Source organism: Paenibacillus sp. UMB4589-SE434, assembly GCF_030226685.1.
Lineage (GTDB): Bacteria > Bacillota > Bacilli > Paenibacillales > Paenibacillaceae > Paenibacillus_B.
The window spans coordinates 471,635-485,663 of sequence record NZ_JASOYK010000002.1 but is presented as its reverse complement, the minus strand read 5'-3'; the positions used below and the strand labels follow the sequence as shown (position 1 = coordinate 485,663).

Below are 14,029 nucleotides of genomic sequence, written 5' to 3'. Positions count from 1 at the left end.
GTAATCATGAAATTTGTTGATCATCTCTTCATGCATACAATTTCGTCTACCTGATGTTAAGCACGTGCCCAGGTATAACTGGTTATAATCGCATTATATTCATTCTTCTGCATCCCCCTCTGAATCTCGTATGCGCATGCTCGAAGCGTATTGCCAGTCGTATATACATCATCAACAAGCAGAATGTGTACCCGATGATCCTGCTCGTTAACACGCCAGAACTTAAGCTGCTCGTCAGCACGCCCATCCCAACGATAGGTATGTTCCAAACTACGTTCTCGACCAGCACGTGATTGCTTGCTCTGATGTCCATAATCTGTTACCCGAACAAGACAACTTATGAGGGGTCGACGCCACGTCGTTGCAAGATTAGACGCTAGCACCTCTGCTTGATTGAATCCCCGCTCCTGAAGACGAGGTAGTGAAGTGGGGACAAACGTAATCAAATCTGGCAACGAGCTTCCAAGGTATGGATACAACCATGCACAGACCGTACTCTTCCAAGTGCGCTTCCGTCTCTGCTGCGCAAGAAACTTTACTCTCGCTGAATTCATTAACGGTTGATATTGATCCAACATCATCCCTGCCATTACGTGAGCATAACCGATATGACCTTTAAACTTAAACTGATTTAACCACTCCTTCATCTGCTCATTATATTGCACAGCGCTGCGATTGCAGGCGAGTCCGTATGGCGCAAGCGGCTGACGAACGCAGTCTGAACAGCGGATTCCCCGACCACAGCTTACACACCCCACATCTTGGATGAGCGGGATAGTTAGATAACAACTCCTACATAGTTGCTCCCGCCATTTCTTTATACTTGTCCCATCCCTGTAAATACTTTGACCACCAGCGCTTGCTTGCTGACCACAAACCAGACAAGCTCCTCTGCGAGGCGTACTGATTCGTTCGTACCATCCGCTGCTCATACTCAGGAATCTCCACCTCCAAACTTAGTATCAAGCCAAGCTATTACGAGGCAAGAAAAATGTTCGCAAAAAATATCACACGAGCTTCTGCCCACAGCACCACAACTCTTATGAAGTTGATGTACGTAAATAACCCCGATTGCGCGCGATTCGATTCATGCGCCTAATCTGACGTACAGCATCTCGTTGAGAACGGGTCCATTGCGGTGCACCGAAACAGACGACACCGTACGGATCATCCTTTGAACGTCCAGCTCGCCCTGCCATCTGGACTAAGGAAGATTCATCGAAGAGTGAGTTATCCGCATCGAGAATAAAGACGTCGCTTTTCGGCACGGTCACACCACGTTCTAGAATCGTCGTGGTAACGAGTACACGAATCTCCCCCTGCCGGAAGCGACGTACTTTATCCGTCCGCTGTGAATCAGCAGCGGACGTTCCTGCCACAGGCTGCTGCGGGAACGATGTACGCAGCAGCTCCACTACGCCATCAATATGGCGTATGCGCGCAACAAATACAAACAGCTGCGCGCCCCTGTCCACAGCACGTCGCAGCGTAAGCACGACGTGCTGTGGCAGCCGCCCGCGTGCAATGCAGCGGGCTACACCCGGCATCGCCATTCGCGCTGGAACTGGCAACGGATGGCGATGATACCGCACAGGCACAATGGCCTGTGCGAGGCGGCCCCGCCTCACGGCGCGCTGCATCGCCTTAGGCGGCGTAGCCGACAAATACACAAACGTGCCGCCCGGCGCACAAGCCCGCTGCGCTGCACGCTGAAGCATTGGATTGTTGTGGTATGGGTAAGCATCCAACTCATCCACAACCATCAAATCAAACGATTTATAAAAGCGTAGAAGTTGATGAGTCGTCGCCAACGTAATGTCCCCTTTTGACCAACGATCATCACTTCCGCCATATAACGTAACGACACGCGCTCCCGGAAACGCCTTCTCAATACGCGGCTGCAGTTCTAACACGACATCTCGTCTAGGAGTCGCAATACATACCTTTTGCCCCCTATTGAATGCATACGCCGCCATAGGGAATAACATCTCCGTCTTGCCAGCGCCTGTTACTGCCCACAACAAGAACTCTCCCTTGCTCGAGTCAGTACTCAAATCTCGTTTGCGCAAATAACAAAGCGCTGCCCTGCTCGCCTCTTTTTGAGCTGCTGCCAAACCATACCGTTCAAGAAGAAGCTCGGTATCGTCAGTCGTCAACTCCTGTGTCTTCCTTTGCGGATGCACATCCACGCGGGCTTCTCTTATTTTAGGCTTCGTTACACCGAGGACTAACAAGGAGCACGAGCGGCTTCTGGCTAGGTTTAAACAAGATAAGCAAGTATAGCAGGCAGCAGATCCACAGCTGGCACAAGCAGAGATTTGCAGTTGCTCCTCTCTGCTGCCACATCGACGGCAGTGTGGTTCTGTTCCTGACACCTGCAGCTTCACATTTTGTTCCTGCAAGACATTTCCATGAGCAAGCAATCTAACTACAGGCAAGCTGCGCCCTACCAGGCGCTTGACTTGTTGGCTAAAACGAATCCATCCACTCGTCCTTTCCCCTGTCGCAACACCATTAGTAAGCTCAACATCCCCTTGCAGCATACCTAACTGTAATATAGAACGCAGCAGCTCGAGGTTTATCTCATATCCATGAGCTTTCATCAAAGATAATACTTCCGCCTCCATTAGCGCCCTGCCTTCAATTAACGAAACTAGGCGATCGCACATCTCCTGTATGTACCTCATTTCTGATCTCTCGCTCATCTTCCACTCCGCTGTTGTCTGCCTGCCATTACACAGTTCATAACGTGCGGTTCCTTCCGCTACCATACTTCTTGTTGGACCTGATCTTGTGACGTTGCTCGTTTCATACCTCATGCCACAATGAGCTGATTCCACGATTGTATTCCTTTTTTTAAGATCTTGAATAAGCTCAACGCGCAGCGGTTGTAGACTCCATTGAGTTCGGCCATCTTCCCCTCCAAACCACTCCGTATACGAACAAAGCATGCGAGCCGTGTAAGCCTTCCACTGCTGTTCTCCCCAATCATCCATGCACCTTTCCGAGACAAATCGTTGTGTCATTCGAAGCGCCATCGGGAATGGAAGGGGCAAGTGTATGATGGCCATCTTGTAAACACACCTTCCTGATCCCTCATCTGATATAGATTCCTTAGAACTAGCATGCGTTGGCATAGCAAATGCTCCTACCTGATTCAGTTGAGCTTTCTGTTCAACTTCCACCGCCTGCGACATCTTTGCAGCGCCCTGCTCTATTACCGCCCCTCTCCACTTCTTTGCATCAGTCTGATCATCTGCCGCTCCTCGCTGAATCATTGGGGTACTCATTACTTCTGAATGACCTTTTGATCCTGTGAAGTAAGTGTTCTCGAACGAGCTCTCTCCCCCAATATCTGATTCTGCAACCATGCACCAGTACTGACTATCAACCCAGCTATCCAGTGTAAACCCCATCTGCCAACCTTCGTTTGTTCTAACCGTATATAGCTTCACTTGCATCCTTCACAACTCCCCTTCAGTAAATTAATAACTGCATTCACTACTTCTGAAATGACGAGGTATAGTCCTTTATTAACTTTTTTACTATAATTTGTATAAACATCGATTCTACGATTAACTTTAGGGAACCCATGCCACTTAGGAACAAAAGATTATAAACAAAATCAACGCAGCGTCTGACCACAGTTTGGTTTGTACATGGTAGAGTAGCGATAATTTTGAAATAACCGTCTCTCTGCAAATTTCACATTCCAATTCAAATACACGATACGACAAAAAAGCACACCCGCTTCGACTACTTGTCGAAAGCGATGTGTGCTTCACATCTTCATGCTATTCAATTCATACACCTTAATGAATTCGCTGTCATTTCCCTCTCCGACGGCGGCTCCAATGCCGTATCCGCCTCTTATAACGAGCTGCCAGCCATAAAGGGAACTTTACGCCAATCTTCCTTCCGCTTCAGATACAGGACAAATTGTATTTCTTCCACCTGTCTCTTCTTCTCTAGAAGCGTGACCACTTCCATCTGTTCCTTCACACTACTTACACTCATCATATCACATGTCACATCATAACGCCTTGCCATACGCCATACAATATCGATTGTCGCATCCATAGATCCGCTGTCCACCATCGTGAGATGCAATCGTCTCCCTTTTAACCAGGCAAACCAGCAGTAGGCGCGAACAATCCACTCCATATGTCGCTCATCATTATGTGTTGCCACGATAACATGCATCCATGGCGCCGGCTTATCGCCGCGCAACTTCTTCTGCAAGCGGTGCATCAGATGAACAGTTGCTACCGCCACCCCGTAGCATCCCACAATCCATAACAGCATTGCGATCATGCGGCCCACCTCCTTATTACCAAGTGTATGCCGCAAAATGTGCTACGGTGACGGACAAGCGTCGCCAAACTTCGATTTTTCTACAAGTCGTACATCTTACAAATTGAACTACAGTGTTACCCAGCCGTTCTTAATGGAGTTGATTACCGCTTGTGTCCGATCATCCACTTCCATCTTTTGCAAAATGCTGCTGACATGGTTTTTTACTGTCTTCTCGCTGATAAACAGGAACTCACCGATATTCTTATTACTCTTTCCCTCTGCCATCAAACGAAGGACTTCTGCTTCACGTCGAGTAAGCGGGTTATCCTCCATGTTGTTCAGACGAACACCATTCTCCTTCGATGCATCCTGCTCCATAACTCCACGCTCGTCTAGCAACGTCATACGGCGAAGCTGTTGGATCAGCTTGCCCGTCACTTTTGGGTGGATATACGCATAACCAGTCACGACCGAACGAATCGCATTAATTAAAGATTCCGCTTCCATATCTTTTAATAAATAACCAGATGCACCTTTGCGCAATGTTTCGAAGACATAACTTTCATCATCATGAATGGACAGAATAATAACTTTTACATCCGGAAATATGTCCCTCATCCGTTCAGTCGCTACAACACCATTTTCAATCGGCATATTGATATCCATTAAGACAACATCGGGTACTTCATGATTGCAAAATTCAAGCACTTGAATGCCGTCTCCGCATTCCCCGATCACTTCCAAGTCCTCTTCCATATTCAAAATGCGCTTCAAACCCTCACGAAACAGCTGGTGATCGTCAGCAAGGAGCACTCTAATTTTGGATTTCCCCGTCTTGCGATTCTCCATATGCTTACTCCTCTCTCTTGTCCACATTCGTTGGAATTAGTATTATGATCTGTGTCCCTTCATTCTCAGTCGAATGAATCTGCATCTGACCTTCCAACAATTCCACACGCTCACGCATGCCTATCAAGCCAAAGCTGGTTTGTTCTTTCCCTTTAACCTCAAGCGAATTCAAATTAAATCCGCGTCCGTTATCCTCAATCATCAACCGGATTTCATCTTGATCATATGTAATCTTACATGAAACGTAGGATGGATCTGCATGTTTAGCGGCATTGCTGAAAGCTTCCTGAACCAAGCGGTACACAGCAGCTTCCATGGCGGATTTAAGTCGATTCTCTTTTCCCTTCACTTCAAACGAGGTGCGGATCTTGCTCTTTTCCTCAAAGTCATGAACAAATTTACGCAGCGTAGGCACAAGTCCCAGATCATCTAGTGCCATAGGCCTCAGGTTAAATATGGTTTTACGTATCTCCTCTAGTCCCATCCGGACCTGGGATTTCAAGTCTACTATTTCGTGCTGCACCATTTCAAATTCCTGCTTCGACAGCATTCTTTCTACAATTTCCGTCCTAAGCACTACATTGGCAAGCGATTGAGCTGGGCCATCATGAATTTCTCTTGCAATTCGCTTACGTTCTTCCTCTTGCGCCAATATAATCTTAAGGCCTAGAAGCTGTCTATTCTTAGCAGACTCCAGAATACGTGTTAACTGAGATAAATCACCCGATAAATATTCCAACGCTACATTCATCTGCGAACCAATCGTTTCGGCTCGTTCGATTGAGGTTTCCACATTTTTTAATCGTTTCTGTAAGTCATCGCGTCGCGTCTTTAGATAGCTCTCCTTCTCCCTGTATATCAGAAGTTCGACCTGCAACTGCGTAGCTCGTTCGTACGCCTGCTTGCTGTCCTCCTCCGCATACTTCATGAAGTCGCGACTAACTTCAGTCAAACGCAAACGAGCCAGACGAAATTTTCGTTCCAGCTCGTCTACCTTATCGCAAATGCGAGCCGTTTCTTCCATCAGCTCATGCATCTGATATTGGAGAGCAACCGCCTCATCGCGTGCCGAATCCAGAATCTCATAAATTTGATACTTGCTATCCTGCATCACTTGAATGGCATTCTTTATGACGCGGTCAATTTCATCGACTTGTTTCTCCACTTACGTTCCGTCCCCTTATTGAGATAAGTCTCTATCCAGGTCTATCTCAGTAAGATCGACCGCGTGTAGAGGTGGCTATACGTTTAGAATGATTGGTTGTTTCATCCCTTATCATACCACATCAGCGTATCGTAATGGACTTCGACTTTATATCCCAATTTATGACTAGGCCTAATTGTTCGGATACTAATCTTAATGGGACTAATGTTCTATTTGAACGTAACAAAGGAGCTACTTCAGACTTATTTCTCTTGCCATTGCTTATAAATTCTTTAGCGTCCACCACTAACTCGATATATCGGTCCCCACGAAGCACAGTCACTTTCTTTGACGCGCTGTTCCAAGTAGATTTCCCACCAAACTCGTCCAGGATCACTTTGACTGGCACATAGGTTGTATTATTCAGCATAATTGGTGCAACGTCCAACTTCTTGTCCTTGCCGTTCACGGATGCCGTCTTACTGTTGACTTTCAACTTTACATCAGCATTCGGAAGACTGATTGAGGAACCCGCAGGCATATGGGCACGAATGTTATCAAATGCGATCTCGCCAGTAGCTGCACGCTCATCTTGACCGTCCTGTAAATTCACCACATATAGGCGTTCCAACTTAAGGTTGCCTGATGCACCAATACTGGACATGTCGATATCTAGCGTCTTCCACCCCGACCAATCGATATATTTGGATACATCATGTAAATACTCTTTACCATTCTCATCGGTAAACTTGGCGCGAAGCCAGTTCATGCTGTTATCTCCGTACACATCGATCTTCATCGATGTCGGCGTACCACCTAGTGGAACCCCTGTACCCCCATTTAAAATCGCATATGCAAATTTATTAGCAGCACCTTTGGACATGTCATAAGTCAGTTTCACAACTTTATCCGAGCCAGATCTGCCTTCGTAATTGCCAACAATCGAGGCCGTTCCAAACGTTGATTCCTTAGGAAGTCCCGCGAAGCTTGGAGACAGAGTGGACTTGTTAAAGTCCTCAATAAGTTTTTCTGCACCTACCGTTACGGGGATCATTGTCTTAAAGCCATCATAGTTAGCAAATGCATATCCAATCTGGGCCCCGTCAGGTACCTTTGTCACATGGAGCACACCATCTTTAACATTCCCGCTAAAACCTTGCAGTTCCCACGTCACAGATGCCTTTGGCACATTAACCGTCGTTCCATCCTTTAGCTTAGCCTTAACGGGTAGCGTTACGGCAGATCCTGCTACGAGTGGCGCTCCAGAGGCTGCGATGTATAGCTCATCCAGCGAATTTGCCCCGATCACCTCTACGTCCTTTGTAGTCTTGGCAGCCCCTGACTTGGCCACCACTTGTGCAGTTCCGGACTTCTTCGCTACAAATGATGTGCCGTTCCACGCAAGTACGCCATTGGATGAACTCCAATTCACGTTCGTATTAGACGCATCAATTGGATTGTAATATTGATCGTATGCTTTCATTGTATAAGAGGCTTCCTGGCCTATAAACAGCTTCTCAGAACCAGCAAGCATCATTCCTTTGACTTCACCCTTCGGAGCCGTCGTAAAGATGCCCAGCCCATTCACAATCGAACGCTGTGTTGAACCCGTCTCTGTATCATGTGACAGTATTGTGCTTGTCTCTGCCAATGGACGATGCACCATCGTGGTCGATCCGCCGCCATCCAAGTTAACAGCTTTCCATATGTTTGCTTGTACGAGTGCTTTTTGCATTTCAGATAGCGTAAGCCCAACACTGCTGTCATTCTTCTCTACCGTAATGATATAGGCATATCGTCCATCCTTGGAGTATCCTACTGCTGTACGTGCACGTGCACTACTGCCGCTGATCGAGTCGGTATCACGCGTAAATCCAGATGCCTTGCCATTTTCCACAAGTAGTGTATGTCCACCAATCATCATTTGAAATTGATCTGGGTCGACTTGCTGTCCCGTCGTCTGAGAGTTCAAATGATACTTTGCGCTCACAAGCATTCCCACCTGCATATGCTGACGCATATACTCAGCAGCTTTCCCATGCCCGCGGAGTATGTAGCCATCTTCTGGAGCCGTCATCGGCAAGGAAGACATTTCTGCCAACTGTTCGACAACCCCATTCCGTACAAGCACCTCGGTTGGTGTCGTAGAGCTCTTTGAGGGACGCTCTTGATTCTTCCAGGCACTAGTATAAATATACATCGTGTCCATATGGCTGTATTTTTTGTCCGGTTCTGTCATATACGTCGCTTTATTAATCCCGGCAAGTGGAAACGTCGAACTGTCTTCTCCCTGCACATAACCTTCAAAGCGATATTCATCTATGCTTGGCTTACCGTCTTTTGTGACAGCAAAAGCATACATTCCCTTTAGAGCGGATGGGCTGGACACCATCGTTCCTCCAGCTATAGCTCCGCCCAGCGGTACGCCTTCTAAACCTGTGTTGTAGTAATCACCGTTAACGCCCGCCACAGCGCCTGTATCCTTGACCATTCCAGACACACTTTGACGCGTTGTTAACTGCCCGCTCTTGCCTGTCATCGTGTCCAGCTTTAAATACGGATTAGAAAGATCGGCTTCAATGACGTTTAGTTTAGCCGTTGCTGACTTGCCGCTGCGTGTAGTTGTAAATTGATAATGAATAAGTCGAGCGCCAGAAGTAATAATTTCTTCACTAGTCTTGGTTAAACGTGAGGCCGCCGTAGAAGTAGCACTCTTTCCATTCTCTCCGTCTGCGTGTACAACAGGTGTGAAGCCGTAACCAGGCGTTAGCAGCATCGTTCCCGTAATCAACATAACAACCCATTTCGAACAGCGCGACTTGCGACGCGCTCCCTTCGTGTTTCCCATTTCTGTTGTTTCACTCCCCATGATGTCGTGCTTTATGCTTGTTGAAGCAACGGCAACAAATTAGTTCTACTGCTCTTTGTTAATAGTCGCGTTAATGTTATTGATGTCTATGAATCTCTTAACTTACTACCTTCGCTTACTCCAGTTGTACGCACACAAAAAGTCAAACTCTCAGCATTCATTGTGAGAATGTAATCAAAATATAAATGTCTAGTTACATTACGGGGATTATCATATACTCATCCGCACATATCCAGATTATATATAGCCCTATTACTAATAGACTCATAGAAGAGGAAAAAAGTTTCGTTTTTTTCCATTTGAAGTTCATGGATTGCTTAAATACAAAAAAAGCTAGCACTTTTCTCCCTGTTCGTTACAGGAATCAAAAGTGCTAGCTGTAAAATATATTCACTAATTAAAGTTATTCTTACATGAAATCAATTTTCTGCATCAGACGTTTAATCATAACGCTTGCTTGAGCACGCGTAGCCTGACTGCGCGGTCCGAATGTATCATTCGTCATCCCTTGAATGATACCGACCTCCAGCATCTTAGCTGCAGCGTCCTGTGAGCTTGTGCTAATTTGCTTGCGATCTTTAAACTTGGACATCCATTGACTTGCCGACTGCGACAATTTCACGGAGTTCCCTGTATGCGTCATTGCACGGTTCATCATGAGTGCCATCTGCTCGCGTGTAATCGGACTGCCTGGTTTAAACGTCCCATCTGTATTACCCGTTATGATACCAGCCTTTACAGCCGCCCCGATATAAGGTGCGGAAGTGGACGTGCCCGAAACGTCACGGAAACGTTTTGCCGCTTCGAGATTGCCATCCAAGCCAATCCCCTTCGCGATGAACACAGCAAATTCTTCACGTGTAATCGCTTTGTTCGGCTCAAACTTGCCGCTTTGACGAGCCGTCGCTACAAATCGACCTGCCAGTGCGTTAATATCTGCCGCTGCCCAGTGTCCGCCTACATCCGAAAATGTACGAGTACTGCGCGCGATTGCTATTGCACCATTCGCATTTAGAATGCTGTTCGTAACGTTTACGCCGCTTTCAGATTTCACTTTTGTAGGAACGTATGCTAAACCTGCTCCTGTACCCACATCAACACGTACAGCTGAGATCTGAGTTGCAGTTACAGCAGACGTCAATCGATTGCTTACATTTGTTTTAGCAACAACGGGAGCAGCCTTAGCTGACGGATAACTCGTAAATGCAGATAAGTTAAATTGATAAGGTTCCGTTATAGCCGCACCAGATTCATTGCGAATCGCAGTAGCTAAATAGGTTGACTGCTGGCTTGGCTGCTGCTCGATTTGGAACAATAACGTTGCATTACTAGCTGTCCCGTTTAACTGGCGCCCAATCTCTGAATAAGGAATATTTTGCAGCGCAATTGTGTACAGCCAGTTACCATAACGTACGCCAATCTCGAGATCCTTGTCCGTCCTCGACATGTCCTCAAGTGCCTTCACAGGAATCGCAACAATGGCTGCCTTCTCACTCTCAGCCAGATCCAAGGCTACCACTTGTCGGCCATTACGGGTCGCATATTCCATAACGCCTTTCCACTGAGCGTCATTAACATTGTAGCGGTTTACGTATTGACCACTTTGTGTACGGTCAGTTGTCTTCGCTGCTGCCGCTGTATTTACCAAGAGCATGTCCTTTAAGAATAAGTTCCATGATGCCTCCTGCGTATACTGCGGTATCGCACCTGTTCCACCATTGTTATTATTTCCTCCTGAGGTCGTGTTTGTTGCCGTCAGGTTGGTGAAGCTGCGAACCTTGCTGCCGTTCAGATCCATTAGACCGTTGGAATACGGCGCCGTATACGTGACTACAACCGTTTCGCTTGATGCAGCCGCAGACGATAAAGTCAAGGTAACAATCGAATTGTTCACTTGCACCGAACGAAGCGTTCGAATCTGATTGCCTACACGAACGGAGAAATAGCTCGCAGCAGGAACCGCTTGATTATCCAACTGCTTATTAAATGTCAGTGTGATGAGATCATTTGTAATCGTCGCTTTATCCACTTGTGGATAGCTAGAATCGGTCACGTTGCCTACCTCGAGAAGGCTAAATGCCGCAGCTGGATTATTCGATAGATCTGTCGCTCTCGGGAATCCAGGTACGTATGACAAAGTCACTCGATCTGTTTTTGAAGAAACAGCAGAGGCTAAGGTCAAAATAATCTGATTATTTCGAACTTCAACCTTGTTTACATAACGGGCCTTGTCATTAACGAGAACCGAATAATGGCTTTTCATAGGAATTGCTTCTGGGTTAATACCTTCATTGTAATTTAACACAAGACGTGTTCCCTCTACCTGTGTTGTTAAGAGTACAGGTGGTTTCGTATCCAATCCATTACGTATATATATTGGACCAAAACCAGTTAGTGGTCCTTCATATCGATCTTTTAATGGATAAGAACCGGGCTGATATTGCAATGTTACCACTTGGCCATCTGTGATTGAATCATTTAGGGTTAATGCCAAATAAGTACCATATCCAACCACACTATTGATACTTCTGGAAGAACCATCCACCATGACCGTAAACTGTGAATTTGCACGGCTATCTATTTCCTTAATCGAATCATTAAACGTAACTTGAATTGTGTTTCCATAGGCATTAGCCCCAATCACTTTGGACATGGAATTCTCTACCTTGTTAGTAACTTCTCGGTTAGTGAAGCTGGCAGCTCTATTCCCATTAATGTCCTTCAATGGAACCGTACCTTGCGTATAAGAAAGACGTACTTCTTGACCTACTGCAATACCACTTTGCATATATATTTGTACCTTTTTACCCATTACAATGACACTTACTAATTGACGCTCTTCACCATTAACCGTCATTTTAAAATTAGTGGCATATGGTGTACTTGTTCCATCCAAATCCTTATTATAGTTCAGTTCCACAACTTCCGACTTTAGCATCACAACTGACTCCAGTGTAGGAGGTACTGTATCAGGAACTAATGTCGAGAAACTCCAAGCATTAGTGATTCCTGGATAATCGTTCCCTGCTAGATCCTTGACTGCCCCCTTACCAACATCAACCGTATAAGTAGATCCACCTACCAAAGCCGATCTCGGTTTAATACGCACAACTCGTTTATTGTTGGAGTCAACTACCACATCTGCTGTCGTACCGTAGCCATTACGTTTAAGTGTAATGCTGCCACTACCAACCTGTACTTCTTTATTCATTGTCATCGTGATTTCAGTGGCCAGTGGTACATTCTTAGAAGTATCTGTAGGATAAACATATGCAATTGCTGGCACACCCGTATCCTTTGTTACACGGAAGCTCCACTGACTTGTAGCAATGCCATTAAACGAATTACCGTAGATATCACGGAAAGCTCCGGCATCTACTTTGACACTATAATTCTGATTATCTTGAAGATCAGCTGATAGATTAATCTGAATTGTATCAGATCCACCACCTGTAACATTCGTTGAACTCGCTCCGAACGTCATAACAGGATTGCTCCCGTTGTAGATCGTAATGTTGCCAACGCCAGGATAAACGGGCTTGTTGAATGTTACTTTAAGCGTTGGACGCACTGCTACGCCTGTAGCGTTATTAGCTGGCAATAACGCTGTAAAAGTTACTGGAGCTTGGTTCTGACCAGCCTCAGTCGTAAATTGCCAAGTGCTTGACGTCTGAATGCCTGCAAACGGAGTGTTGTCTGAGTCCATAAATGCACCTGCATCGATCAGCACATAATATTCCGTATTTGCATCTAGACCCGCGACATTAATCTTCGCTGTTCTACCACTAACGGCTACGTCGTTAACACTAATCGTTTTTGCAACATTATCTTTTAATCTCTTAATATAAACGTTACCTTGATTCTTAAATATATCTTCGTTAAATTCTAGACTTAATGTAGGATTAACGGACACCCCACCAGCTAAACGCTGAGGAACGTAAGAGACTACTGTTGGGGGTGTATTATTAGCGGATACCGTCTTAAACTTCCACTGCCCTTTTACAATCTCATTAGAGCCTTTACCGCCTGCATCCACAAATGCACCACCAGGTACAACCACTTGAATACCCGTCTGATTAGGTAATGAGAATGGACCGTTTATCGTAATCGTATTTGTGCCTGATCCCGTAACACGCGAATCTGTTACTGGTATAGACGCTAATTGAACTCCATATTCCGTCTCAATCGTAATGCCGCCTTGATTGGCAAACACAGGCTTGTTAAATGTAAGTGATATTGGAGTTGTTGTAGGTACCCCTACTGCATTGTTGAGCGGACTACTCCCTGTTAATGCTAAAGGATTCGTATCCACATCCGCAGCTGTCTTAAATCGCCATTGAGCACCACTTTGGATACCCACATATGCCCCTGTTACTCCATTAAAAGCATCTGCAGATACTAATATGTAATAGTTAGTATTCGCTTGAAGTCCATTTACATTAAACTGCACCAGACTTTGGGTAATGCTAGTTTGGGCAGCTGGAATCGCCACAACCTGCGCATTATTTGAAGCTTGATGTATCGTAATCATCCCTGCTCCAGCAGTCACATTTTCTGAGAAGTTAATAGAGAATGAGGAACTGCGCTGTACACCTTCCGTTCCGGAAGTAGGTGAGAATGAGACTGCATTAGGGCCTGTTGCCAAAATACTGACTTCTTTCGCACTACCGGCAGGTTTAGCCGAAACCGTATATGCAAGCGTTCCTTGCAAAATAAGCATCACAGCTAACATAACCGATATATATCTTTTCATTTGCTTCATTTGATTTTTCCCCTCCGACAAATAAAGACACTCGTACTTCTATTTTCGGTAATATCTGTGCAAATGTTTAGAGTTACGCAAAAAAACCTCCGTTCCCATTTAGGAGCGG

At 45.8% G+C, this 14,029-nt stretch carries 7 protein-coding genes; all 7 read right to left on the bottom strand.

Annotation, left to right across the window (positions count from 1 at the left end; genetic code table 11):
* Positions 1 to 56: 56 nt before the first annotated feature.
* A complete protein-coding gene (locus QP775_RS12260; RefSeq protein WP_285106327.1) occupies positions 57 to 932 on the bottom strand; it encodes a ComF family protein in 876 nt (291 codons plus the stop codon).
* A gap of 108 nt (positions 933 to 1,040) precedes the next feature.
* Positions 1,041 to 3,461, bottom strand: a complete 2,421-nt coding sequence (locus tag QP775_RS12255; RefSeq protein ID WP_285106325.1) for an ATP-dependent helicase ComFA — start codon at positions 3,459 to 3,461, stop codon at positions 1,041 to 1,043.
* A gap of 409 nt (positions 3,462 to 3,870) precedes the next feature.
* Complete coding sequence (locus QP775_RS12250) at positions 3,871 to 4,314, bottom strand: glycosyltransferase (protein WP_285106323.1); 444 nt, start codon at positions 4,312 to 4,314, stop codon at positions 3,871 to 3,873.
* A 108-nt stretch (positions 4,315 to 4,422) separates the two neighbouring features.
* Entirely contained in the window at positions 4,423 to 5,145 is a 723-nt protein-coding gene (locus QP775_RS12245; RefSeq protein WP_239328803.1) for a response regulator, read from the bottom strand.
* Positions 5,146 to 5,149: 4 nt separating this feature from the next.
* Entirely contained in the window at positions 5,150 to 6,310 is a 1,161-nt protein-coding gene (locus QP775_RS12240; protein WP_239328804.1) for a sensor histidine kinase, read from the bottom strand.
* 121 nt (positions 6,311 to 6,431) lie between these two features.
* Positions 6,432 to 9,137 carry a stalk domain-containing protein gene (locus tag QP775_RS12235; RefSeq protein WP_285106320.1) on the bottom strand — a complete coding sequence of 902 codons (2,706 nt, stop codon included), beginning with the start codon at positions 9,135 to 9,137 and terminating at the stop codon, positions 6,432 to 6,434.
* A 430-nt stretch (positions 9,138 to 9,567) separates the two neighbouring features.
* Positions 9,568 to 13,920: an Ig-like domain-containing protein gene (locus tag QP775_RS12230; RefSeq protein WP_285106318.1), complete on the bottom strand. Its 4,353-nt coding sequence runs from the start codon at positions 13,918 to 13,920 to the stop codon at positions 9,568 to 9,570.
* Positions 13,921 to 14,029: the final 109 nt, after the last annotated feature.

Coding starts and splice junctions, on each gene's coding strand:
- QP775_RS12235 (WP_285106320.1), bottom strand. CDS start 9,137: ATGGGAAACACGAAGGGAGCGCGTCGCAAGTCGCGCTGTTCGAAATGG.
- QP775_RS12245 (WP_239328803.1), bottom strand. CDS start 5,145: ATGGAGAATCGCAAGACGGGGAAATCCAAAATTAGAGTGCTCCTTGCT.
- QP775_RS12230 (WP_285106318.1), bottom strand. CDS start 13,920: ATGAAGCAAATGAAAAGATATATATCGGTTATGTTAGCTGTGATGCTT.
- QP775_RS12260 (WP_285106327.1), bottom strand. CDS start 932: ATGAGCAGCGGATGGTACGAACGAATCAGTACGCCTCGCAGAGGAGCT.
- QP775_RS12255 (WP_285106325.1), bottom strand. CDS start 3,461: ATGCAAGTGAAGCTATATACGGTTAGAACAAACGAAGGTTGGCAGATG.
- QP775_RS12250 (WP_285106323.1), bottom strand. CDS start 4,314: ATGATCGCAATGCTGTTATGGATTGTGGGATGCTACGGGGTGGCGGTA.